The sequence below is a fragment of the Pseudomonas sp. SG20052 genome (genome assembly GCF_031766055.1).
Classification (GTDB): domain Bacteria; phylum Pseudomonadota; class Gammaproteobacteria; order Pseudomonadales; family Pseudomonadaceae; genus Aquipseudomonas; species Aquipseudomonas mandelii.
In genome coordinates, this window is sequence record NZ_CP134498.1 from 197560 (window position 1) to 220904 (window position 23345).

The following is a 23345-nucleotide window of genomic DNA, read 5'->3' on the forward strand; positions in this document are numbered from 1 at the left end:
AGAGCAGGTGATGGCGAATACCGAATCAGTGGCGGCCGATGGCTTGGTGGTTCGGCCCTCGCGGACCAGCGATGGGCCTTTTTTGCACAGTCTTTACCAGGCGGCGCGGCCGGATCTGCAATGGATCGACGGTGAGCGAGATGTGGTGGAGCAGGTGGTCGCCCAGCAATTTCAGGTGCAGGAACTGGGATTGGGGGAGCGATTCCCCAACGCGATGCATTACGTGATTGAAAAGCTCGACACAGCCATCGGCGCGCTGACCACCGATTTTGGCCCCAATGAAATTCGCGTGTTGTACCTGGCATTCATTCCACAGGCCCGCGGCCAGGGTTTTGGCCGCAAGGTGCTGCAAGGTGTGCAACAAGCCGCCCAACAGATCCGTTGCCCGGTGGCCACGGTGGTCTGGGCCAACAATCCCCATGCGCGCCAGCATTACCTGGCGCTGGGGTTTCAGGTTGAAGAGTGCAGCCCGGCGGCGGAGCGGTTGGTGTGGTATCCACAAGGCTGAATCCACCCCTGCCCCCTGTAGGAGCGAGCCTGCTCGCGATGGCGGAGTATCAGTCACCATAGATGTGAATGAACCACCGCCATCGCGAGCAGGCTCACTCCTACAATGGGATTTCGGTGTGTTCAGTTGAAGGCGATATAGAAATACCCCATGTCCGGATCACGGCCCATGGCCGGCACACGAGAGACAAAAATGCCCTGCACCTGACCCAGCATCGGTAACTCCAGCGTGCATAACCCATCCACAAACGCTGTGGGTTCCAGGCTGTTGAACTCGACACTGAACGGCACGCGCTCGCTGTTTGGCATCCGCGAATGGGGCGTTTCTTCAAGCGTGTCGATATGGATCGACAACTCACTGCCATCCGGCAGCCGCAGCGAGCCTGTCTTGCCCAGCAGGGTCTGAAAGTGTTGGCTTTGAACCTGTTGCAACATGGCGTCACTCCCGAAAAACGGCCGGGGGATGGGTATCCCCCGGCCAGACCTCAATTGCGAGAAGGGAACAACCCGTTCAAGGCGATGCTGAAGTTGAGCACCAGGAATGGGTTCATCGTTTCCATGGGCATACCGTTACCGGCCGACGAGATTTCCCCCGTCACGGCAGTGGCCACGCCCTTCAGCGGTACCGCCGCAGCGCCTTGCGCATCAGAGAAGATGCTCGCCGAGCCCGGGCCGCCGCCCGAAGCACCGATGTACGAGTTGGTCGCGGTTGGAGCGGTGACCGGGTTGCTCGCCGGGCTGGCCAGTTGCAGGGTGGTGGTGGCCGTCAGCCCGGACAAGGCATGGGTGTGATTCGGCAGGTTGGTGATGGTCGCGGTGACGTTCTCGGTCCCGGAGAATTCGCCAATGACCCGTGGTGTCAGGTTCAGCCCGTTGCCCATGCACACCGGCATTCGGCCTTGCAGGTTGGGTAGCATGAAGTTGGTGGAGCCATTGCCGCCGAAGTTGACGCCGAGCAGGGCAAATAGCGCGTTGTATTGCTGGACCGCCAGCGTCTGGCCGTTGCACAGGGCCCAGCCGTTGGGAGCAAAGTTAAAGGCGAAAGGCTGAATAGTGCCCATGAATACTTCCATAGTTCCTTATCCCTCAGGTTAGTGTCTGAAGCGTCACGTAAGGCCCGGTTATCCGGGCGGATCGCGCTGATCAGCCGACTCCATTCATCTCCGTGGCTGGGTCACGCCAAGCCAGAGCGTAGTAGATCCGGATGATTGCCGAATGTCGTTGGTCGTAAAGCCAGCATCGACGACGGCGCTGACGCTGACCTACAGTGATGACACGCTTCACGCTTTTTCACTGGCAGTCCCGAGGGGAGCAATGGAGGCGTACAGAGAATTGCCACTTGAGGGCACCCAAGGCCCGCAAGCGACACCCGGTGCCTGGGCGAGCGTCAAGCGCTTGCTTCGGTGGGTGCGCGAACATTGGCTGTTGCCGATCCTCGCGTTGGCCGCGCTGGTGCGTTTCTACGACCTGACGGCGGCGGCTATCTGGGGCGACGAAGGTTCCAGCCTGCTGATGAGCCAGTTTTCGCTCGGCGGGATCTGGCTGCACGCCGCGTACGATGTCCACCCGCCGCTGTATTTCATGCTGCTGCACGGCTGGGTCGAGCTGTTCGGCGACGGTATATTTTCGATCCGCAGTTTCAGCGCGCTGCCCGGGATCGCCACGGTGTGGCTCGGCGTCTGGCTGATGGACTTGCTTGCCACCCGGCGTGCCGCACTGCTGGCCGGTTTGCTGTTGGCGCTGCTGCCAACGGCTGTGCGATACAGCCAGGAAGTGCGGATGTACTCACTGCTGGGCCTATGGCTGATTGGCGCGACGATTGCCTTGGTCTACTGGATCCGATACCCCCGGCGCACGCGTTACCTGGTGGCGTATGTGCTGCTCATGACTGCGGCGTTCTACACCCATTACTTCACCGCCCTGTGCGTGCTTTGCCATTGGCTGTATCTGGGGGTGATCCGCCTGCAACCAGGTTACCGCTTGCGGCATATTCAACGCCCCGGCTGGTGGCTGGCGAACGTGGCGATTGTGTTGTTGTACTTGCCTTGGGTGCCGAGCCTGATCGATCTGGTCCAGCACATGGATCAGCTCAAGGCTAATGGCGATGTGGGATGGGAGGCACCGGTCACGTTCGGCTCGTTGCCGTCGATGATCTGGTCGTTTCTGATCCAGGACGATGGCGAGAACCTGCCGACCCTGATTTTCAGCACGTTACCTTTGGCGTTGCTGGCCTTGATGTGGGTGGCGCTGGCGCGGGATCGCAGCGTGATTCGGGGCAGTGCGCTGGTGGTGATCTACACCGTTGTGCCGTTGCTGGTAGTGTTTGGGGTGTCGTTTGTCTCGCCGGTGTTCATCGAGCGTTACCTCACTGCCTACGCCCTCGGCCTGCCAATGATTGCCGCACTGGCCATTGATCGCCTGTACTCAGGGGCCCGGGTGTTGGCCATGACAGTGCTGGTGTTGTTTGCCGGTGTCGAACTGGTGGGCCTGAATAACAACGCCACGGTCGGTAGCAACGACCAGATCAACGTCATGGTCAATTACGTCAACCAGCACTTCGTTGCCGGTGACCGCATCGTCACCAGCGACATGCTTTGGTACCTCAGCTACGTCTATTACAACCGCACCGACGCCAAGCCGTTGCTGTACACGCCACCGTTACCAGGCGGTGCGTCGAGCCGGCCGAGTGCTTATGGTTTCGGCACGTTGGTGACCCCGGCCATTTACCTCGATAGCCTTGGCACCTTGCCCAAAGGCACGGGGCGCGTGTGGTTGATCGGCACTGTCGGTGTGCCGGACGAGTTCGCCCCGTTGCCCGCCGGCTGGCGGAGCGTTGGCCAAACGCAGGCAGGAGGCGCCAATGCGCGCTTATTCGTGATGTATTGAATCCGCAACAAAAATCATCGTTTTCAGATGATTTAGCTTCGATTTGATATCAAAACACTACTGCTGTGCGGCCATTCATAGTCTACGCTCCGTCATACATAAAGGACTGATGATCAGGTGAAGGGATGCAGCAGTACCACTTTATCTCCGGCTTGCCGCGTTCAGGCTCGACCCTGCTTTCTGCAATCCTGTTGCAGAACCCGCGTTTCCACGCCGGCATGACCAGCCCCGTTGGCGCGCTGTTTTCAGGTGTTCTGGAACAGTGCAGCGCCGGCAGTGAGTTTGGCGCGGTGATCGATACCGATCTGCGCCGACGCTTATTGCGCGGTCTGTTCGACTCCTTCTACGCCGACAAGGCCGACAAACCGGTGGTGTTCGACACCAACCGGCTATGGAGTTCGCGCTTGCCGGCCATCAGCGACCTGTTCCCGCAAGCCAAGGTCATTGCCTGTGTGCGCAATGTCGCCTGGGTCATGGACAGCATCGAGCGTTTGTACCGCGCCAACCCCTTTGAAAACACCAAACTGTTCGGCGACGCGATCGAGCGCAACACCGTCTACAGCCGTTGCGAAACCCTGGCCCAGCGCAATCGCCTGGTGGGATTTGCCTGGGCTGCGCTCAAGGAAGCCTATTACGGCGAACACGCCGAGTCGCTGCTGATCGTCGACTACGACCTGCTGACTCAGGCGCCGGATCGGGTGATGCGGCTGGTCTACGACTTCATCGGCGAACCCTGGTTCGAGCATGACTTTGATCACCTCGCTTACGACGCGCCAGCGTTCGACCAGGCCCTGGGGGTTTCGGGCCTGCACAAGGTCAAGCCGAGGGTCGAACTGCAATCGCGGCGAACGATTTTGCCGCCGGACTTGTTCAAGCAGTACGCAGAATTGTCCTTCTGGCTCGATGGCTCAGCCAGCGCCGCCAATGTCATTCGCATGAAAGCCGATGCCGCGATCAGTTGATCGCGGCATTTTCATTTTCGCGTCACGAAAGTTCGAGTCCGGGTGAGCAGCATGTGGTGGAGCAAAGGCAAGTCGCGGGTTACCGAAGGTGCACGGGCGCTGGCCTCGCCCATGATCATGTCCCTGGAGCCGCGGATGTTGTTCGACGGCGCGGTCGCGGCCACCGTGGCGGATGCCGCCCAGCCTGAAAGCCATCCCACGGCCGACGCGGCGAAAGCGCCGGTGAATGATCAGCCGGTCGCCAGCAAAGACACCCACGGCCAGGCCGATGCCACGCCGGCTACAACACCCGTTGCCGTACCGGGGCAGAGCGTGGTGTTCGTCGATTCCCGGGTCAAGGACGCCGACAGCCTGCTCAAAGGCGTGGCACCCGGCACTCAAGTGGTTCAGCTGGACGCGAGCCGGGACGGTCTGCAACAGATTGCCGATTATCTGGATACCCATCAGGGCATCAGTTCCGTGCAAATCATTGCTCACGGCAACGCGGGCGACCTGTGGCTGGGCGACAGCTATCTGTCGGCCGACAACGTCGCGGCCCGCAGTGCGGTGCTGGCGGAAATCGGCAAGGACATGAATGCCGGCGGCGACATCATGATCTACGGCTGCTACACCGCCGAAGGTGAGCGAGGCTTGAGTTTTGTCGATTCCCTCGCGCAGCTGACCGGCCGTGATGTAGCCGCTTCCAGCAACCGCACCGGGATCGGCGGCGACTGGGACCTGGAAATTGTCACCGGCAACATCGAAAGCGCCAACGTGCTGTCGACCACGGCCATGAGTGAGTATCAGTGGGGCCTGGCGACCTGGACTGCTACCAACAATGGCAACACCGGTATCGGCTCGTTGCGTGCCGCCATCGCCTCGGCGCAGAACGGCGATATCGTCACCTTCAACGCCAGCATGACGGTGCAGCTGACGTCCGAACTGCTGATCAACCAGAACATCACCGTCGATGGCGACTTGAACAACGACGGCGTGGCTGACGTAATTCTCGACGGTCAGTACCGGACGCGGGTGATTGAAATTGCCGCGGGCAGAACCGTGACCCTTGATGGCCTGGTGATTACCCGTGGCCTGGTGGCGGGAACGGGCGGCAACGGTGGCTACGGTGCCACAGGGGCAATGGCCGGGGGGATTTTCAACGCCGGCATCCTGACCCTTAACAACGTCAGCGTGACCTCCAATGCCGCTTCCGGCGGCGGTGGCGGCGGCGGTGTCACGGGTGCTTTTTACGGCGGTGGCGGTGGTGGTGGCGGCGGTTTGGGCGGTCAGAACGGTGGGCATGGTGGCTCGGCCGGGCCGGGCACCGGCACGTTGGGCGGCCAGGCTGGCAGCGCCAATGCCGGCGGCTACGGTGGCGGTTATGACGCGACCCACATGGGCGGTCGCGGTGGCACCAATACTGGCGGCGCGGGCGGGCTGGGCGTGTCCTATTACAGTAACGGCGGTAACGGCTCGACGGCCACCAATGGCACGATTTCCATTGGCGGCGGGGGCGGTGGCGCCGGTTGGGACAAAGTCGGTGGCGCTGGCGGCAACGCGGCGGGCGGGATCTACAACGCCAGCAGCGGCACCATTACCATCATCGGCACTTCGACCATCACCAACAACATCGGCGCCGGTGGTGGCGGTGGCGGTGGCGGTGGCCAAAGCAGCAATGCCAGCAATGGCGGCATCGGCGGTCGGGGCGTCGGCGCGATCTGGAACAAAGGCACGCTGCTGATCACGGCCTCCAACTTCGCGGCCCTGGCTGGTAATGCCGCGGCCAGTGGAGCAGGCGGTACCGCGCAGGGTGGAGGTACAACCGGAACTTCGCCGACCTCCGTCGCGACTATCTTCAACGACGGAGGTGTACTCAACACCGCGTATGCGCCGCCGCCGACCGCAACCATTGTGGTCGCTGACACCACGCTGAGCATCGGCGAAACGTCTTTGGTGACGATCACCTTTTCCGAGGCCGTGACCGGTTTCACCAACGCCGACCTGACCATTGCAAATGGCACCCTGAGCGCCGTCAGCAGCGCCGATGGCGGCATCACCTGGACGGCCACCTTCACGCCGACCGCGAGCATTTCCGATACGTCCAACCTCATCACCCTGGACAACACCGGGGTGAGCAACGGCCTGGGCACGGCCGGCGTCGGTACCACGAACTCCAATAACTACGTGGTCGACACCTTGCGCCCCACCGTCGGCATCGTGTTCACCGACACCGCGCTGAAGGTCGGCGAAACATCGCTGGTGACCTTCACCTTCAGCGAGGCCGTGACAGGTTTCACCAACGCGGACCTGACGATTGCCAACGGCACCTTGTCGGCCGTGAGCAGCAGCGATGGCGGCATCACCTGGACGGGCACCTTCACGCCAACCGCCAGCATCACTGACGCGACCAACCTGATCACCCTCGATAACACCGGGGTCAGCGATCTGGTCGGCAACGCCGGCAGCGGCACCACCGATTCGAACAATTACGCCATCGATACCGTGCGCCCGACCGCGACCATCGTGGTGGCCGACACGGCACTGAAAATCGGCGAAACCTCGCTGGTGACCATCACCTTCAGCGAAGCCGTCAGCGGTTTCACCAACGCCGACCTGACCCTCGCCAACGGCACCCTGAGCGCGGTGAGCAGCAGTGACGGCGGCATCACCTGGACGGCGACCTTCACACCGACTGCCAGCGTCAATGACACAACCAACCTGATCACCCTGAACAACACAGGGGTCAGCGACCTGGCGGGCAACGCCGGCAGCGGCACCACCGATTCCAACAACTACGCCATCGATACATTGCGTCCAACAGCAACCATCGTGGTGGCGGACACCGCATTGAGAATCGGTGAGACCTCGCTGGTGACCATCACCTTCTCCGAGGCGGTGAGCGGTTTCACCAACGCCGACCTGACTATCGCCAACGGCACATTGACGGCCGTGAGCAGCAGCGACGGCGGAATTACCTGGACGGCGACCTTCACGCCGACCGCCAGCATCAACGACACAACCAACCTGATCACCCTGAACAACACCGGGGTCAGCGACCTGGCGGGCAACGCCGGCAGCGGCACTACCGATTCGAACAACTACGCCATCGACACCGTGCGGCCAACGGCAACCATCGTGGTGGCGGACACCGCATTGAGAATCGGTGAGACCTCGCTGGTCACCATCACCTTCTCTGAGGCGGTCAGCGGCTTCACCAACGCCGACCTGACGATTGCCAACGGCACGTTGACGGCCGTGAGCAGCAGCGATGGCGGCATCACCTGGACCGCGACCTTTACCCCGAGCGCCAGCATCAATGACACGACCAACCTGGTCACCCTGAACAACACTGGCATCGCGGATCTGGCGGGCAACGCCGGCAGCGGCACTACCGATTCCAATAACTACGCCATCGACACGGTGCGTCCGACGGCCACGATTGTGCTGGCCGATACCACCCTGACCGCGGGCGAAACCTCGCTGGTGACCATCACCTTCTCCGAGGCCGTCAGTGGTTTCACCAACGCTGACCTGACGATTGCCAATGGCACGTTGACGGCTGTGAGCAGCAGCGACGGTGGCATCACCTGGACAGCGACCTTCACGCCTACCGTTGGCGTGAATGACCTGACCAACGTCATCACCTTGGCCAATACCGGCGTGGCCGACCTTGCCGGTAACACCGGCAGCGGCACCACCAATTCCGGCAATTTCACGATCGATACCGTGCTGCCGACGGCGACTATCGTGGTCGCCGACAATGCGCTGAGAATCGGCGAAACCTCGCTGGTGACCATCACCTTCTCCGAAGCAGTGACCGGTTTCAGCAACGCCGACCTGACTATCGCCAACGGCACGCTCAGCGCGGTGAGCAGCAGTGATGGCGGCATCACCTGGACGGCCACATTCACGCCGACCACCACCATTACCGATGCCACCAACCTGATCACGCTGGACAACAGCGGTGTGCAAAACGGTTCGGGCAATGCCGGCAGCGGCACCACCAACTCCAACAACTACGCCATCGATACCGTGCGCCCGACGGCCACCATCGTGGTGGCGGACACCACGCTGGCGCTGGGCCAAACCTCGCTGGTCACCATCACGTTCAGCGAGGCGGTCAGCGGTTTCTCCAATGCCGACCTGACCATCGCCAACGGCACATTGAGTGCGGTGAGCAGCAGCGACGGCGGCATCACCTGGACGGCAACCTTCACGCCGACCGTCAGCGTCAACGATGCGACTAACCTCATCACGCTGGACAACACCGGCATCGTCGACCTGGCCGGTAACGCGGGCAGCGGCACCACCGACTCCAACAACTACGTGATCGACAGCCTGCGCCCGACCGCCACCATCGTCTTGAGTGATACGACTCTGAAACCGGGCGAAACCTCACTGGTGACCATCACCTTCAGCGAGGCGGTCAGCGGTTTCGATAACAGCGACTTGAGCATTGCCAACGGCACGTTGAGCGCCGTGAGCAGCAGCGATGGCGGGATCACCTGGACCGCGACTTTCACCCCGACCCTCGGCGTGACCGATGCGACCAACCTCATCACCCTGAACAACACCGGCATCGCAGACCAGGCCGGTAACGCCGGTACGGGCACCACCAACTCCGCCAACTACGTGGTGGAAACCCAAGTGCCGACCGCGACCATCGTGATCGCCGACAACGCCCTCAAGGCCGGTGAAACTTCAGGCGTGACCATCACCTTCAGCGAAGCGGTGAGTGGTTTCAGCAACGCCGACCTGACCATCGCCAACGGCACGCTGAGCAATGTCTCGTCCAGCGACGGCGGCGTCACCTGGACGGCGACCTTCACGCCAACGGTCGACGTGACGGACAGCAGCAACCTGATCAGCCTCGACAACAGCGGTGTGATCAATGCGTCAGGCAACAGCGGCGTGGGCGTGACCGATTCCAATAATTACGCCGTCGACACGGCGCGGCCGACCGCCACCATCGTGGTCGCGGACAATCGCCTCGGTATTGGTGAGACCACCACGGTGACCATCACCTTCAGCGAAGCGGTGTCCGGTTTCGATTTGTCGGACCTCAGCGTGGCCAACGGTGTGCTGTCCAACCTGGCCAGCAGCGACGGCGGCGTGACCTGGACCGCGACCCTGACGCCGACGGCGAACATCAACGACACCACCAACCTGATCCTGCTCGACACCGGCAACGTGGCCGACGCGGCAGGCAATGCCGGTGCCGCGATTGCCATTTCCAACAACTACGCCCTCGATGCAACGCGCCCGACCGCCACCATCGTGGTCGCCAATTCGCATTTGGGCATTGGCCAGACCACGCTCGTGACCTTCACCTTCAGTGAGGTGGTCAGCGACTTCGACTTGTCGGATTTGAGCGTGACCAACGGCGAGTTGAGCAACCTGGCCAGCAGTGACGGCGGCAAGACCTGGACCGCGACCTTCACGCCCACCGCGAATATGTCCGACCCGAGCAACTTCATCGCCCTCGACACCAGCAATGTCGCCGACCTGGCAGGCAACATCGGCAGCAGCTTCGCCGTGTCCAACAATTACGCCATCGACGGTGAACGGCCGACCGTCACCGTCGTGGTCGCCAACCCCAACATTGGCGTCGGACAGACGTCGCTGGTGACGATCACGTTCAACGAAGCAGTGAGCGGTTTCGACCTGTCCGACATCAATGTGGCCAACGGCACGTTGTCCGACCTGTCCAGCAGCGACGGCGGCACAACCTGGACCGCGATGCTGACGCCTACCAACAATGTCAGCAACGGCAGCAACGTGATCAGCCTGAACATCGCGGGCGTCAGTGACGGTTCGGGCAATGCCGGCAGCGGCACCAGCCAGTCGAATAACTTCGCGATCAACACCGTATCGACCCCAAGTGTGTTGGTGCCGGTCGATCCGGTGATCCCCGTCTCGCAACCCGTAACCGTTGCTGAGCAACCGAACGCGCCGCTGCAACCGATCATTTTCGCCGCGCCAACGGGCGCGCTGGGCTCGCCGCTGACCTTTACCCCGCTGTTCGAAGACCGGGTGATCGGCAACGGCATCCGGCCGCTGGGGGACATTTTCATCAACCGCGGCGCGCTGACCCGCAGCTTCATCGCCCAGGTATTCAGCAGCAGCGACAGTGGCGGCGATGGGTCAGGTCACGGTTTCCTTGGCTTTGGGGGGGGCGATGGCGGGGTATTCAGCACCAGTACGCTGTCGAGTCTGTTCAATCAGGACACCAGCAGTGAACGCGACTCACTGAACTCGTTCGGCAGTCATTCGATCAAGGACTCGGATGTTTCCCAAGGACTGCGTGGCGTGTTTGGCGCGCTGACGCTGAACCAGCAATTGCAACAACTCAAAGACACCGAGCAACGGCAGGTCGACAGCCTGGCCGCAGCGTTGAAACAGGTCGGCATCAGCGAAATGCAGGCCTGAAATAACCATAAAATCAGTGCAGCACTCAGGGGCAGTCAAGGATGAATAGAAGTCACTCGTTGTTGTGCGTCAGCCTGCTGGCGCTTGCGATAAGCGGATGTGCCGTCAAAAGTGAACCGATCGAACGCAGCGTCAGCGAACAGCGCGCCAAGAGCGATCTGCAAAATATGTACACCGGCCAGGAGCCGCTCAGTGGTCCGCTGACCTTGCACCAGGCCATGGCCCGTGCGGTGAAATACAACCTTGAAGGCCGGCTCAAGATCATGGAAGAGGCGTTGGCCAAGCGCCAACTCGACCTCGCCAGTTTCGACATGCTGCCGCGCATGGCCCTGGATGCAGGCTACGTCGGGCGTAGCAACGTTGGCGCCTCCAGCAGCCAGAGCGTACTGACCGGCACCCAGTCTTTGGAACCGTCGACCTCCCAGGACCGCGACCGCCGAGTGGCCGACCTGACCATGGTGTGGAATGTCCTCGACTTCGGCGTCAGTTACATCAGTGCCAAACAGCAGGGCGACCAGCGCCTGATCGTTCAGGAACGTCGGCGCAAGGTCATCAACACCATCGTCCAGGACGTGCGCTCGGCCTATTGGCGAGCGGTGGCTGCCGAACGTTTGCTCACGCAGATCGACAGCCTGATGGCGCGGGTCGATACGGCACGCGGCAACAGCCAAAGCATGAGCACCCAACGCATCGGCGATCCGATCCAGGCGCTGGGTTACCAGCGTTCGCTGATCGAGGCGACCCGCCAGTTGCAAGAGCAACGCCGGGCGCTGTCCCTGGCCAAAACCGAACTGGCGACTCTGATCAACCTGCCGATGGGCACCGATCTGAAATTGGCGACCCCGGACGATTACTCGATTCCGCAGTTGAAGGTCGGCATGGCCAGCCTGGAGCATGAAGCCCTGGCCAGCCGTCCGGAGCTGCGCGAACAGGATTACCAGACCCGCATCAGCACTGCCGAAACCCGTAAAGCCATGCTGCGGCTGTTGCCGGGGCTGGAGTTTTCGGCAGGTGGGCATTACGACAGCAACTCGTTTCTGGTCAATGACAAGTGGGCCGACTACGGTGTGAAGCTGACCTGGAACCTGTTTAACGTGATTTCCGCACCGGCCGCGATCAACGTGGCCAAGGCCGGCGAAGAGGTCGCCAAGGCACGGCGCCAGGCCATGTCCATCGCGGTGCTGGCCCAGCTCTATGTGGCGAACGCCAACTACCAGGAAGCGCTGAATCAGTTCCAGACCAACCAGGAACTCTCGAGCATCGACGGGGAGATTCTGGGGCAATTGCGCAACCGTCATCAGGCGGCGGGACTTGGTGAACTGGACCTGATCCAGGGTGAACTGAACACGTTGCAGGCGGATTTGCGCCGGGACCTGTCCTATGCCGATCTGCGTAACGCCTACGGCCAGATCTTCGCCAGCGCCGGCCTCGACCCGATGCCGGACGAGGTGCAATCCACCGAAGTCCAATCCATCGCCACCGCCTTGGCCAACCGCGAAGCGGCGTGGGCGTCGGGCAATATCAGTGTGCCGGTGACCCATGCTCCGGTCCAATAACCTGCTGGCGCCGACCGCGAGCATCAATCGCGAACAACGGGAGACCCGCAATGGTCATCACGGCGCCGCGATCCTGCTGACCGGTTTGCCGGCGGCGGGTAAATCGACGCTGGCCCAGGCCCTGCACGCTGAGTTGTTCGAGCGCGGCGTGCAGAGCGTGGTGCTCGATGGCGACGGCTTGCGGGTCGGGCTCAATCGTGACCTGGGCTTTTCCGACAGCGATCGTCTGGAGAACATCCGCCGCGCCAGCGAACTCGCGGCGCTGTTGGTGGAGAACGGGCAGATCGTCATTCTCGCGATGATCGCGCCGCTGGTGGAGTTGCGTGAGGTGTTCGCTCGCCGTCTGGGTGAGGATTATCGCGAAGTCTGGTGCAGCGCTTCGTTGGCGGTGTGCGAGCAGCGAGATCCCAAAGGTCATTATGCGCGGGCGCGTCGTGGTGACTTGGCAGGGTTTACCGGGATTTCCGCGCCCTATGAACCGCCGCCGTCCGCCTCCCTGGTGCTCGACACCGGCGTGCAGTCGGTCGAAGCCTGCCTCGATCGCTTGCTGACCTGGCTCGGCGAGTGTGCGGTGCTGCCGAAACGATGAGCCGGCCGGCATTTTCCCGCTTGCCGGTGGCGGTGGATTTACCGCTGTTGTTGCAGGCGCTGGCGGCGATTGGCGAGGAAGCGTGGCATGCGCATTTCAACAGCGATTACTACGCCGGGGACTGGAATGGTGTGGCGCTGGTGTCGGCGGCGGATGCCCTGACGGAACTGTCCCCGGGGCGTGGCGAACCGCTGTTGCGTGCGCCGTGGTTGCGGGATCCGCGATGGCAGCAGGGCTTGCGGGATCTGCCGCTGGAAATCGTCAGCGCACGCCTGTTGCGACTTGGGCCGGGCGGGCAGATTCATGAACATCGTGACTACGATCTTGGCGGACCAGCCGCCGATCTGCGCCTGCACATTCCTTTGCTCAGTCCGCTTCACGTCGACTTTATGCTCGATGGCCAGCGCATGCCGATGACGGCGGGCGAGTGCTGGTTCCTCGACCTGTCGCGACCGCACCGTGTGGACAATCGGGATACTCAGGCGCGGGTTCATTTGGTGCTCGATTGCCGGCCGGGTGACTGGCTGGAGCAGGCGATTGTCGACGGTGTATCGACCACGCCGCAGCCGGGTTCGGGTGACGGCGCCTTGCTGCAATTCCAGCGTCTGGTGGCCAGTGATTTGCAGCTTTCGAAGACCTTGCAGGGCTTGCCGGACACCGAGGTGTTTATCACCCGCACCTTGGAGCTGGCGGCGGAGCGAGGCCTGGAATTTTCTCGGGAAGAACTGCGTGCCGCGATGCGCAGCGGTCGCCGCCGATGGAATGAACAATGGAGCGCCTGAATCTCGAAGGCTGGTTGCCGATGCGGATCTGGCAGCCGGCTGGCGAGTGGCAGGTCGATTGGTGCTGGTTCGGGGACACGCCGTTGCATCAGCCGTTTTTTCGCGATGCCGTGGAAGCTGCGCTGAGGTTACCGTTCAATCAGGCGTTTCGTCGGCAGACGCCTCTGGCTGTTCTTGGCGACTGGCAGGCGCAGAGTCCCGGGTTGGCGCCGAGTGCATTCATTTTTCACGCTTCGCGCTGTGGCTCGACGCTTATCAGTCAGATGCTCGCGCAACTCGCCAACCACATCGTCATCAGCGAACCGCCGCCGCTGGATGCGTTGTTGCGCAGTGGTTTGCCAGCCGTCGAACGGTGCGCCGCGATCAAAGGGTTGGTGTCCGCCTATGGTCAGCGTCGGCTCGGAACGGAGCAACGGTTGGTGATCAAACTCGATGCCTGGAACATCACCGAATTGCCCCGGCTGCGCGAGTGCTTTCCCGACACGCCCTGGTTGTTTGTGTACCGCGATCCGCTGGAAATTGCTGTTTCCCATATACGCCGCCCGGGCATGCACATGGTGCCGGGAATGATCGGGGCCAGTGGGCTGGATGACGAATGGCCGTTCGACAGTCGTGAGGATTTTATTGCGCGGCGGTTGGGGCGGTTGCTGGCATCGGGGTTGGCGCAATGCCAGGCGTTTGGTGGGTTGGCGGTGAATTACAGCGAGTTGCCGGGCGCAATGGCGGGGCGGTTGGCTGGGTTTTTCGGGTTGGATGACGTGCAGAGGGAGCAAGTGTTTGCGGCGGTGGGGCGGCATGCCAAACAGCCTTCATCGGTGTTTGTCGGGGACTGTGATGACAAGCGGCGTGAGGCGTCGACGTTGTTGCGTGAGCGGGTGGAGCGTTGGGCGCGGGGGCCTTATGAGGCGCTGGTTGCCAAGTCATGCATTCATAGCACTGACGCCATCGCGAGCAGGCTCACTCCTACAGTTGATCTTCAGTGAACACAAATTATGTGTACGACGCAGATCCAATGTAGGAGCGAGCCTGCTCGCGATGGCGGCGGTCAATTCACCACTAATCTACCCGGCTAAACCTTGGCCTGAGCCTGCTGAATCTGCATCGCCTCCCAATGATCCATCGCCCGCTCTACGAGCAACTGCACGCCATCGGCCATGCGGCTGAGCGCCAAGGCAACCGAACGCCGCGTCCCGTCCACATCGTCCGCCAGATCGGCCGCAATGGCGCTGATGGACAGCAGGTCTTCGGAGGCATTGGCCAGCAGGGCTTCGGTATCGATGTCGGGGGAAACGGTGAAGAGATGGCCTTTGCGGCGTTTGGCTGGTTTTCCGTCAGTCGGGGGGAAGTAGTGGGCGAAGGCGCGGTCTGCGGCTTCCTTGAGTTTTTCGGCTTCGAGGGAATCGTCGGAATCGGTGCCAGGGTTACCTGGCGGATTCGGCGTAATTTTGTGCATATATAAAAATCCTAAACAGTAAGTGAGAGCCGTCACCGTTCGCTTGCACGCGAGTTGGGGTGGCGGCCGTGCGCAGGTGTGCAAGACCGGGACTGTTTAGGACACCCAGCAGATCCGAGGATCTCCTGCGCGCAGCCGCCATTAAGCAATGAGACATGGCAATTGCGACCTAAACAGTTTCGTCGGACTTGCACGTCCGTGTCACCGTTTATTCAGTGACAAACCCAGACTAGGCCTGGGTTCAGGCCGGAACAAGTTCACCAACACCACTACAACTTGAAGGAAATCTCCGACGGAGTTACCAGACGTTGGTGTTTTCGCGGAAGGTCAGGATTTGGACGACAAATCCGCCATCCCCTTGAGCAATTCGATCGGCAGCGGGAAGACAATCGTCGCTGTCTTGTCCCCGGCAATCGAGCTCAGCGTCTGCATGTAGCGCAATTGCATGGCCCCCGGCTGACGCCCCAGCATCTCGGCGGCTTGCATGAGTTTTTCCGAGGCCTGCAATTCACCTTCGGCGTGAATCACCTTGGCCCGGCGTTCCCGCTCGGCTTCGGCCTGTTTGGCGATGGCGCGGACCATCGATTCGTTGAGGTCCACGTGCTTGATCTCGACGTTCGCCACCTTGATGCCCCAGGCATCGGTCTGGGCGTCGAGCACTTGCTGGATGTCGATGTTCAGCCGCTCCCGTTCGGCCAGCAGCTCATCGAGCTCATGTTTACCCAGCACTGCCCGCAACGTGGTCTGGGCCAATTGGCTGGTAGCCATGAGGAAATCTTCGACCTGGATGATGGCTTTCTGCGGATCGAGCACGCGGAAATACAGCACGGCGTTGACCTTGACCGAGACATTGTCGCGGGTGATCACGTCTTGTGTCGGCACGTCGAGCACCACGGTGCGCAGGTCGACGCGAACCATTTGCTGGACCACCGGAATCAGCAGGATCAGGCCTGGCCCCTTGACTTGCCAGAAGCGCCCGAGCTGGAACACCACCCCGCGCTCGTATTCGCGCAGGATGCGGAAGGTCGACCCCGCCAGCGCGATCAGCAGTAACAGCAGCGCGGCAAAACCCAGTTGCAGGCCCATGGCTATTCTCCCTTCGACGCCGCGTCAGCCGCGGCCACTTTCAGCAGTAATCCCTTGCGTGCCACCACCCGGACCTTTTGCCCCGGTTGCAGCGGCGTGCTGCTGAGCACTTGCCACTGTTCGCCTTGCAGGTGCACCCAGCCGTTACAGGCGTTGTCGGCGTTCAACGAAATCACCGGCGTCACGCTGCCCACAAGTCCGGCATCGCCACTGACGTTGTGCCGCGGTCGGGTTTTCAGGGCGCGGATCAGCAGGAAGATCAACAAAAGCGCACTGATCAGTCCCAGGCCGATCATCAACGGCACCGGCACCTCGGTGTTGGTCAGAATCACCGCGCCGATGACGAACATCACAATGCCGCCGAGCCCGATCACGCCGTAATTGGGCAGCGCCGCCTCGGCGATCAAAAAGGCGATGCCGAGCGTGATCAGCCAGATCCCCATGGGGTTGGGGGCCAGCAAGACAATGGTGTCCGACGCGAAGACCGATCCGCTCAAGGCCAACAGCAGCGCGACTGCACAGCAACGAATGTTCACGCGACCCTCCGGGAGAGTCATTGATGGTTCTTTATACAGTCTAGCTGAACTGTGGGTTGTACGAATTTTGACCAGTTGTTGACCTTGGCCCGGCGGGCGGATTTCACTCCGGAATGCGCCAGCGGGCCTAGACTTTCAGTACGAAGAAAAGTGTTAACCATCGTCCGCCAAACAATGTTTGCGGACACCGAGGTGCATCATGCGTATGGCAAGAACCCTGCAGAGCAGCCTGGACAAGGCGCACTGCGAATATGACATCGTGTCCCACCCGCACTCGGCCAGCAGCCTTGAAACCGCGCGACTCGCGGGCATTCCTGCCGAACGGGTGGCCAAGTCAGTTATCCTCGACGACCAACACGGGCATTTCCTGATGGCTGTGCTGCCCGCCAGCCGTCATCTGGACCTGAGCAAAGTTCGCAGCAGCGGCGAATGGCAGATCTCCCGGGAAAGCAACCTGCCGCACCTGTTCGATGATTGCGAACGCGGCGCTGTGCCCGCCCTGGGCGAAGCCTATGGCCTGGACGTGGTCATCGACCCGCTACTGACCCGGCAGAAAGACATCTATCTGGAAGCTGGCAACCACACCAATCTGTTGCGCATGGAAATGCCGCAGTTTCTGAAAATGGTGCCGCACGCCGAGGTGCGTGAATTGAGCCAATGAATTTTGTGGAGTCAGTGACATCGCCTTCGCGGGCAAGCCTCGCTCCTACAGGATCACGCGGCACCTGTAGGAGCGAGGCTTGCCCGCGAATGACTGCGCAGCAGTCACCCCATCATTTGCCATAAAAAGGAGCCCGACATGGAATCCCCAACCCACAACCTCCCCTCGCTGTTCAAGCAACTCGGCCTGCCGGACGACGCCGAAAGCATCGATAAATTCATCGCCACTCACTCACCGCTCAAGCCCGAATTGCATCTGGCCGATGCGTTTTTCTGGAACGAGAGCCAGGCTCAGTTACTGCGGGAGGAGATTCTGGATGATGCCGATTGGGCGGAGGTGGTGGATCAGCTGGATGTGCTGATGAGGAAGGGGCGGGGGGTGTAACCATCTGAGCGCAAGACCTTGTCGCAGCTTTTCTGAAAGGTGTTACCTGAGCTGAAGTAGCTTTCATGGCGTTGAGTCCAACCATGAGACCGAGTCATGCAGCGTGTTTTGGCAGAAAGAGTCATCAGCATCTCTGAACTCGCGAAAAACGCAGGAACTATAGTGCGTGAGGCGCAAGACAGGCCTATGGCGGTGATTGAAAAAAATCAGATCAAGGCCTATCTGGTTTCCGCAGAGCTTTTCGAAACGATGCTGGTGCGTCTGGGCGATTTCAACCTGGGGTTCGGTTGAATGTCGTAAAACGGTCCGTCCGGCTACAGAATTGTTTCAAAACTTGACCACCTTTCCCATCGAATGCCATATTGATAGTTAGCAAACTAACAGTGTGTGTTTCCCCTCGTGCCGAAAAACCTCGACGCTCTCCAGATGAACATCAGCAGCTCCATGGTGGTGGCCGCGCGGCATTGGCGGAAGATCTGCCAGACCACGCTGGTCAACTATGGGATTTCCGAAGCCTGCGCCGTCCCGTTGTTGATGATCGGGCGCCTGGGCGAGGGTGTGCGACAGGTTACGGTGGCGCAGGCGGCTGGGATGGAGAGTCCGTCGCTGGTGCGTCTGCTCGATCAGCTGTGTCACGCCGGCTACGTCTGTCGCACTGAAGACGTCCATGACCGCCGCGCCAAATGCCTGAGCCTCACCGAAACCGGTCGGGAGTTGGTGCAGGCTGTCGAAATCGAGCTGGTGCGTTTGCGCCATGAAGTGCTCGAAGGGATCGACCGCAGTGATCTGGAAGCGACGTTGCGGGTGCTGCGAGCCTTTGAAGCCGCGAACGCGCCATCGGTGGCCAACCCTTGAGCGGATTTTTCACCGGCGTTCCTCCGGCGCGGGACTGGTTCTACGGAGTGCGCACGTTCGCGGCGTCGATGATTGCGCTGTACATCGCCATGCTCATGCAAATGCCGCGTCCGTATTGGGCGATGGCCACGGTGTATATCGTTTCCAGCCCTTTTGTCGGCCCTACCAGTTCCAAGGCGTTGTACCGGGCGGTCGGCACCTTGCTCGGTGCGGCGGCCGCGGTTTTTTTCGTGCCGATGTTTGTCCAGAGCCCGTATGTGCTGGTGGTCGTGATCGCGTTGTGGACCGGGACGTTGCTGTTCCTGTCTTTGCATCTGCGCACGGCCAACAGTTATGCGCTGATGCTTGCCGGTTACACCTTGCCGCTGATCGCCCTGCCGGTTGTGGATAACCCGTTGGCGGTGTGGGATGTCGCGGAAGCGCGAACCGAAGAAATTTTTCTCGGCATCGCGGTGGCGGCCGTGGTCGGTGCCATGTTCTGGCCCCGGCGGCTGGCGCCGGTGTTCAACGATTCGGTGAACAAATGGTTCGCCGATGCCTCGACTTACAGCCTGCGTTTCCTCAGCCGCGACGTGCAACCTGATGAAGTCAGCGCCTTGCGCTCGGCGATGGTGGCGACGTTCAACAGCCTGGAATTGATGATCGGCCAGCTGCCCCACGAAGGCGCGCGGCCGCAGACGGTGCGTAATACCAAGGAACTGCGCGGCCGCATGATTCACCTGCTGCCCGTGATCGATGCCCTCGACGACGCGCTCTATGCCCTCGAACGCAGAACGCCCGAGCTTGTGGATAAGTTCGCGCCGCTGCTGACGGCGACCACCGAATGGCTGAATCACAAGGATGCCAACCTCGGCCGCTGGCAGGCGCTGAAAGATCAACTTGAAGCCTTGCAACCGTCCGCCGAAGCGCTGAATGACCGCAAGCAACTGCTGTTTTCCAACGCCCTGTATCGCCTCGGCGAGTGGATCGACTTGTGGCAAGACTGCCGCAGCCTGCAATACGCCATTCAGTGCGAAAGCCAGGACAGCTGGCGCGCGGTGTATCGGCACTGGCGCCTGGGCCGCCTGTCGCCGTTTCTCGACCGGGGGCTGATGCTTTATTCGGCGGCGTCCACGGTGACCGCGATTATTGTCGCCTCGGTACTATGGATCCTGCTCGGCTGGACCGATGGCGGCGCTGCGGTGATCCTGGCGGCGGTGGCGTGCAGCTTCTTCGCCTCGATGGACGACCCGGCGCCGCAGATTTTCCGGTTCTTTTTCTGGACCGCGATGTCGGTGTTGTTCGCCAGTCTTTATCTATTCCTGGTCCTGCCTAACCTGCATGATTTTCCGATGCTGGTGCTGGCGTTTTCTGTGCCGTTCATTTGCATCGGCACCCTGACGGTCAAGCCGCAGTTTTACCTGGGCATGCTGCTGACGCTGGTCAACACCTCGTCGTTCATCAGCATTCAGGGCGCTTACGACGCGGATTTCCTCAGCTTCGCCAACTCCAACCTCGCCGGCCCCGTCGGCTTGCTGTTTGCCTTTGTCTGGACCCTGATCGCCCGGCCATTCGGTGCGGAACTGGCGGCCAAGCGCCTGACCCGTTTCAGCTGGCGCGACATCGTCAGCCTGACCGAGCCGGCCACGCTGGCCGAACACCGGCACCTGGGCGTGCAGATGCTCGATCGCCTGATGCAGCATCTGCCGCGCCTGGCCATGACCGGGCAAGACACCGGCATCGCGCTGCGGGAAGTGCGCGTAGCGCTGAACCTGCTCGACTTGCTGGCTTACACGCCGCGAGTGCTCGGCGCCCCGCAAGTGCTGCTGCATCAAGTGGTGGCCGAGGTTGGCGAGTATTTCAAGGCGTGCCTGAAGGCGGGCGAGCGATTGCCGGCACCGAGCCCGCTGCTGATGACCCTCGACCGCACCCGCCGCGCCCTCAACACCGAGTGCGATGACGGCGCGCGTCTGCACCTGTTGCATGCCCTGAGCGGCCTGCGCCTGTCGCTGCTGCCAGGGGTGGAATTCGTCGCCTTGGGCGAACTCGAAGAACCGCTTCCCCATGGCATCGATGGAGCGCCTTTATGATCGGTGATCTGGATATCAGCGGGGTGTTCCTGCCCACGTTGCTGGTGCTGATGGGCATTACGTATCTGTTGTTCCTGTTGGTGCACGGGCTGCTGACACGCCTGCACTTTTACCGTCTGGTCTGGCACCGGGCATTGTTTAACGTGGCTCTCTACGCCTTGCTGCTTGGCGCCGTGGACTCACTCAGTCGATACCTGATGACATGAAAAAACCTTTTTTGACCCTCGGTCGCGTGGTCCTGACCTTGCTGATCGTGACCTTCGCCGTCGTCGTGGTCTGGCGCATGGTGATGTATTACATGTTCGCGCCCTGGACCCGGGACGGGCACATCCGCGCCGACATCGTGCAGATCGCGCCGGACGTTTCCGGGCTGATCCAGCAAGTGCAGGTGCGTGACAACCAATTGGTGAAACGCGGCCAGGTGCTGTTCAGCATCGACCAGGACCGATTCAAACTGGCCTTGCGTCAGGCGAAAGCGGCGGTCGCCGACCGTCAGGAAACCCTGGCCCAGGCGCAACGGGAAGCCAAGCGTGACCGCGGCCTCGGCAATCTGGTGCCGGGTGAGCAACTGGAAGAAAGCCAGTCACGGGTCGCTCGCGCCGAAGTGGCGTTGATGGAAGCCCAAGTGGCGGTGGACAGCGCCCAGCTCAACCTGGACCGCTCGACCATTCGCAGCCCGGTGGATGGCTATGTCAACGACCGCGCGCCGCGTGCGCAGGAATTCGTCACCGCCGGGCGTCCGGTGTTGTCGGTGGTGGACAGTAATTCGTTCCACATCGACGGTTATTTCGAAGAAACCAAACTCGACGGCATTCATGTCGGCCAGTCGGTCGACATCCGCGTGGTCGGCGACCGCGCGCGTTTGCGTGGCCACGTGGAAAGCATCGTCGCCGGCATCGAAGACCGCGACCGCAGCAGCGGCAGCAACCTGCTGCCCAACGTCAATCCGGCCTTCAGCTGGGTGCGCCTGGCCCAGCGGATTCCGGTGCGGATTGCCTTCGACGACGTACCGGCGGATTTCCGCATGATCGCCGGGCGCACCGCCACGGTATCGATCATGGAAGACCAGCCGCAGGAGCCCGCGAAATGAGCAGGGCCTCGGGTTTGGCTGTCGTCGGATTAGGCGTGTTGCTGTCGGCCTGTCAGGTGGTCGGGCCGAATTATCACCTGCCGGACGACGCGGCCATCCACCGTGAAGACTTGCAGGGTGAATTGGCGGTGAACGGTAAAAATGTCGTTTCGGCCCCGGTGCCCGCCGATTGGTGGCGCCTGTATCAGGATCCGCGCCTGGACCAATTGGTGCAGCAGGCCATGGTCACCAATACCGATTTGCGCGTGGCGGCGGCGAGCCTTTCCCGGGCCCGTGCTCAGGTTGACGAAGCGCAGGCGGCGGGCGGCTGGAGCGGCGGCGTGAAAATGGGCGCCCAGCGTTTGCAGGAGTCCGGCGAAGCCTTCTTGCTGGCGGATAAAGTGCCCGTGGCCAACGTTGGCGACATCGGCATTACGACCTCGTATCAGTTCGACCTGTTTGGCACCTTGCAGCGCGGCATCGAAGCGGCCAAGGCCAATGCCGACGCGACCCAGGCTGCCGCCGATACCGCACGCATCACCTTGGTGGCCGATGTGGTTCGGGCCTACACCCAAGTGTGTGCGGCCAATGAGGAGCAGGAAATCGCCCAGCATTCCCTCGACCTGCAAGCCCAAGGCACGACCCTGATCCAGCGTCTGCGCGACGCCGGGCGCGGCGATGAAACCCAGGTCACGCGCTCGCAAACCCAATTCAAATCCTTGCGCGCCGACATGCCGCGCTATGAAGCGGCGCGCCAGGCGGGTTTGTTCCGTTTGTCGATGCTGTTGGCCAAACCGGTCGATCAGTTGCCGGCCGGGACCGCCACCTGCAACGAACTGCCGAAAATCACTCACTTATTGCCGGTCGGTGACGGCGCCACTTTGCTCAAGCGCCGGCCCGATGTGCGCCAGGCCGAGCGCCGATTGGCCGCCGCGACCGCTGGCATCGGCATCGCCACCGGCGAGTTGTACCCGGACATCAGCATCGGCGCGACCGTCGGCACCGTCGGCATCCTGGAAAACCTCGGCAAACCGGCGACCAACCGCTGGGGCTTTGGTCCGTTGTTGACCTGGACTGTGCCGTCCAATGGTTCCCGGGCGCGAATCCGTGAGGCAGAAGCGGCGACCCAAGGCACGCTTGCGCATTTCGACGGCGTGGTGCTCAACGCCATCCGCGAAACCCAGACCAGCCTGGCGCAATACTCCGCGCTGCTGCAACGCCGCGATGCGTTGGCCGATGCCGAACAATCGGCACAACTGGCCGCCGACCAGACCCACCGCTTCTTCCAGGCTGGCCGCGCATCGTTCCTGGCGGACCTGCAAGCCACCCGCACCTACACCGATGTACGGGCGCAATTGGCCTCCGCGAACACGCAAGTTGCCATGAGCCAGATCGATCTGTTCCTCGCGTTGGGCGGTGGCTGGGAAAGCGGACGAACGCAAGCGTCACAACCCGGCAAACCCTGAGGCCGTTGCTATGCTTTGATTTGATGAAGTCGCGCGTCGATTTCATCGATCAAGGCTCGCGTTGGTCATGGGGATC

21 protein-coding genes are annotated in these 23345 nt (G+C 61.6%); 16 read left to right on the forward strand and 5 right to left on the reverse strand.

The window, feature by feature from the left end:
• Nucleotides 1–10 precede the first annotated feature (10 nt).
• Nucleotides 11–508, forward strand: coding sequence for a GNAT family N-acetyltransferase (locus tag RHP74_RS00850; protein WP_311097213.1), 498 nt, complete (start codon nucleotides 11–13; stop codon nucleotides 506–508).
• Between the two features lie 122 nt (nucleotides 509–630).
• Here the strand turns inward: RHP74_RS00850 and RHP74_RS00855 are convergent, their stop codons facing one another.
• Both RHP74_RS00855 and RHP74_RS00860 read right to left on the reverse strand, forming a co-directional pair.
• Nucleotides 631–942 (reverse strand): DUF6916 family protein, encoded by a 312-nt coding sequence (locus tag RHP74_RS00855; protein ID WP_010464915.1) that lies wholly within the window; start codon nucleotides 940–942, stop codon nucleotides 631–633.
• Nucleotides 943–992: 50 nt separating this feature from the next.
• On the reverse strand, nucleotides 993–1580 hold the full coding sequence (locus tag RHP74_RS00860; protein WP_154502482.1) for a phage tail protein: 588 nt from the start codon (nucleotides 1578–1580) through the stop codon (nucleotides 993–995).
• Between the two features lie 241 nt (nucleotides 1581–1821).
• Between RHP74_RS00860 and RHP74_RS00865 the strand changes: the two genes are divergently transcribed.
• From RHP74_RS00865 to RHP74_RS00895, 7 genes are all read left to right on the forward strand, one after another.
• On the forward strand, nucleotides 1822–3393 hold the full coding sequence (locus RHP74_RS00865) for a glycosyltransferase family 39 protein (protein WP_311097216.1): 1572 nt from the start codon (nucleotides 1822–1824) through the stop codon (nucleotides 3391–3393).
• Nucleotides 3394–3518: 125 nt separating this feature from the next.
• Nucleotides 3519–4355, forward strand: a complete 837-nt coding sequence (locus RHP74_RS00870; protein WP_010464912.1) for a sulfotransferase — start codon at nucleotides 3519–3521, stop codon at nucleotides 4353–4355.
• 51 nt (nucleotides 4356–4406) lie between these two features.
• Nucleotides 4407–10763, forward strand: coding sequence for an Ig-like domain-containing protein (locus RHP74_RS00875; RefSeq protein WP_311097218.1), 6357 nt, complete (start codon nucleotides 4407–4409; stop codon nucleotides 10761–10763).
• 41 nt (nucleotides 10764–10804) lie between these two features.
• Nucleotides 10805–12319 (forward strand): TolC family protein, encoded by a 1515-nt coding sequence (locus tag RHP74_RS00880; RefSeq protein ID WP_042932453.1) that lies wholly within the window; start codon nucleotides 10805–10807, stop codon nucleotides 12317–12319.
• Complete coding sequence (gene cysC / locus RHP74_RS00885) at nucleotides 12303–12908, forward strand: adenylyl-sulfate kinase (RefSeq protein ID WP_077747460.1); 606 nt, start codon at nucleotides 12303–12305, stop codon at nucleotides 12906–12908. Before RHP74_RS00880 ends, cysC begins: the two co-directional genes overlap by 17 nt.
• On the forward strand, nucleotides 12905–13690 hold the full coding sequence (locus RHP74_RS00890) for an aspartyl/asparaginyl beta-hydroxylase domain-containing protein (RefSeq protein ID WP_311097220.1): 786 nt from the start codon (nucleotides 12905–12907) through the stop codon (nucleotides 13688–13690). The genes cysC and RHP74_RS00890 overlap by 4 nt, the downstream gene beginning before the upstream one ends.
• Nucleotides 13678–14673 (forward strand): sulfotransferase family protein, encoded by a 996-nt coding sequence (locus tag RHP74_RS00895; RefSeq protein ID WP_311097222.1) that lies wholly within the window; start codon nucleotides 13678–13680, stop codon nucleotides 14671–14673. Before RHP74_RS00890 ends, RHP74_RS00895 begins: the two co-directional genes overlap by 13 nt.
• Before the next feature lie 86 nt (nucleotides 14674–14759).
• On the opposite strand, the gene RHP74_RS00900 is transcribed toward RHP74_RS00895, so the two are convergent.
• The 3 genes from RHP74_RS00900 to RHP74_RS00910 form a co-directional block, all read right to left on the reverse strand.
• Nucleotides 14760–15143, reverse strand: coding sequence for a DUF6124 family protein (locus RHP74_RS00900; RefSeq protein ID WP_077747463.1), 384 nt, complete (start codon nucleotides 15141–15143; stop codon nucleotides 14760–14762).
• A gap of 327 nt (nucleotides 15144–15470) precedes the next feature.
• Entirely contained in the window at nucleotides 15471–16229 is a 759-nt protein-coding gene (locus tag RHP74_RS00905) for a slipin family protein (RefSeq protein ID WP_010464903.1), read from the reverse strand.
• Nucleotides 16230–16231: 2 nt separating this feature from the next.
• Nucleotides 16232–16765 carry an NfeD family protein gene (locus RHP74_RS00910; protein ID WP_010464902.1) on the reverse strand — a complete coding sequence of 178 codons (534 nt, stop codon included), beginning with the start codon at nucleotides 16763–16765 and terminating at the stop codon, nucleotides 16232–16234.
• A 199-nt stretch (nucleotides 16766–16964) separates the two neighbouring features.
• Here RHP74_RS00910 and RHP74_RS00915 point away from each other — a divergent pair, with 199 nt between their 5' ends.
• The 8 genes from RHP74_RS00915 to RHP74_RS00950 all read left to right on the forward strand — a co-directional run bounded on the left by RHP74_RS00915 (nucleotide 16965) and on the right by RHP74_RS00950 (nucleotide 23269).
• The gene (locus RHP74_RS00915; protein WP_010464901.1) at nucleotides 16965–17426 is read left to right on the forward strand and encodes an aminoacyl-tRNA deacylase; all 462 of its coding nucleotides are present in this window, start codon (nucleotides 16965–16967) and stop codon (nucleotides 17424–17426) included.
• A 138-nt stretch (nucleotides 17427–17564) separates the two neighbouring features.
• Complete coding sequence (locus RHP74_RS00920) at nucleotides 17565–17810, forward strand: DUF2789 domain-containing protein (RefSeq protein ID WP_010464900.1); 246 nt, start codon at nucleotides 17565–17567, stop codon at nucleotides 17808–17810.
• A 96-nt stretch (nucleotides 17811–17906) separates the two neighbouring features.
• Nucleotides 17907–18101, forward strand: coding sequence for an antitoxin (locus RHP74_RS00925; protein WP_311097227.1), 195 nt, complete (start codon nucleotides 17907–17909; stop codon nucleotides 18099–18101).
• Nucleotides 18102–18236: 135 nt separating this feature from the next.
• Nucleotides 18237–18665, forward strand: coding sequence for a MarR family winged helix-turn-helix transcriptional regulator (locus RHP74_RS00930; RefSeq protein WP_010464897.1), 429 nt, complete (start codon nucleotides 18237–18239; stop codon nucleotides 18663–18665).
• Nucleotides 18662–20734: an FUSC family protein gene (locus tag RHP74_RS00935; RefSeq protein WP_311097229.1), complete on the forward strand. Its 2073-nt coding sequence runs from the start codon at nucleotides 18662–18664 to the stop codon at nucleotides 20732–20734. The genes RHP74_RS00930 and RHP74_RS00935 overlap by 4 nt, the downstream gene beginning before the upstream one ends.
• Complete coding sequence (locus RHP74_RS00940; protein ID WP_010464893.1) at nucleotides 20731–20940, forward strand: DUF1656 domain-containing protein; 210 nt, start codon at nucleotides 20731–20733, stop codon at nucleotides 20938–20940. Before RHP74_RS00935 ends, RHP74_RS00940 begins: the two co-directional genes overlap by 4 nt.
• A complete protein-coding gene (locus tag RHP74_RS00945; RefSeq protein WP_311097231.1) occupies nucleotides 20937–21824 on the forward strand; it encodes an HlyD family secretion protein in 888 nt (295 codons plus the stop codon). The genes RHP74_RS00940 and RHP74_RS00945 overlap by 4 nt, the downstream gene beginning before the upstream one ends.
• Nucleotides 21821–23269 carry a TolC family protein gene (locus RHP74_RS00950; protein ID WP_311097232.1) on the forward strand — a complete coding sequence of 483 codons (1449 nt, stop codon included), beginning with the start codon at nucleotides 21821–21823 and terminating at the stop codon, nucleotides 23267–23269. The genes RHP74_RS00945 and RHP74_RS00950 overlap by 4 nt, the downstream gene beginning before the upstream one ends.
• The last annotated feature ends 76 nt before the right edge of the window (nucleotides 23270–23345 follow it).

Coding starts and splice junctions, on each gene's coding strand:
- RHP74_RS00850 (WP_311097213.1), top strand. CDS start 11: ATGGCGAATACCGAATCAGTGGCGGCCGATGGCTTGGTGGTTCGGCCC.
- RHP74_RS00855 (WP_010464915.1), bottom strand. CDS start 942: ATGTTGCAACAGGTTCAAAGCCAACACTTTCAGACCCTGCTGGGCAAG.
- RHP74_RS00860 (WP_154502482.1), bottom strand. CDS start 1,580: ATGGAAGTATTCATGGGCACTATTCAGCCTTTCGCCTTTAACTTTGCT.
- RHP74_RS00865 (WP_311097216.1), top strand. CDS start 1,822: ATGGAGGCGTACAGAGAATTGCCACTTGAGGGCACCCAAGGCCCGCAA.
- RHP74_RS00870 (WP_010464912.1), top strand. CDS start 3,519: ATGCAGCAGTACCACTTTATCTCCGGCTTGCCGCGTTCAGGCTCGACC.
- RHP74_RS00875 (WP_311097218.1), top strand. CDS start 4,407: ATGTGGTGGAGCAAAGGCAAGTCGCGGGTTACCGAAGGTGCACGGGCG.
- RHP74_RS00880 (WP_042932453.1), top strand. CDS start 10,805: ATGAATAGAAGTCACTCGTTGTTGTGCGTCAGCCTGCTGGCGCTTGCG.
- cysC (WP_077747460.1), top strand. CDS start 12,303: ATGCTCCGGTCCAATAACCTGCTGGCGCCGACCGCGAGCATCAATCGC.
- RHP74_RS00890 (WP_311097220.1), top strand. CDS start 12,905: ATGAGCCGGCCGGCATTTTCCCGCTTGCCGGTGGCGGTGGATTTACCG.
- RHP74_RS00895 (WP_311097222.1), top strand. CDS start 13,678: ATGGAGCGCCTGAATCTCGAAGGCTGGTTGCCGATGCGGATCTGGCAG.
- RHP74_RS00900 (WP_077747463.1), bottom strand. CDS start 15,143: ATGCACAAAATTACGCCGAATCCGCCAGGTAACCCTGGCACCGATTCC.
- RHP74_RS00905 (WP_010464903.1), bottom strand. CDS start 16,229: ATGGGCCTGCAACTGGGTTTTGCCGCGCTGCTGTTACTGCTGATCGCG.
- RHP74_RS00915 (WP_010464901.1), top strand. CDS start 16,965: ATGCGTATGGCAAGAACCCTGCAGAGCAGCCTGGACAAGGCGCACTGC.
- RHP74_RS00920 (WP_010464900.1), top strand. CDS start 17,565: ATGGAATCCCCAACCCACAACCTCCCCTCGCTGTTCAAGCAACTCGGC.
- RHP74_RS00925 (WP_311097227.1), top strand. CDS start 17,907: ATGCAGCGTGTTTTGGCAGAAAGAGTCATCAGCATCTCTGAACTCGCG.
- RHP74_RS00930 (WP_010464897.1), top strand. CDS start 18,237: ATGAACATCAGCAGCTCCATGGTGGTGGCCGCGCGGCATTGGCGGAAG.
- RHP74_RS00940 (WP_010464893.1), top strand. CDS start 20,731: ATGATCGGTGATCTGGATATCAGCGGGGTGTTCCTGCCCACGTTGCTG.
- RHP74_RS00945 (WP_311097231.1), top strand. CDS start 20,937: ATGAAAAAACCTTTTTTGACCCTCGGTCGCGTGGTCCTGACCTTGCTG.
- RHP74_RS00950 (WP_311097232.1), top strand. CDS start 21,821: ATGAGCAGGGCCTCGGGTTTGGCTGTCGTCGGATTAGGCGTGTTGCTG.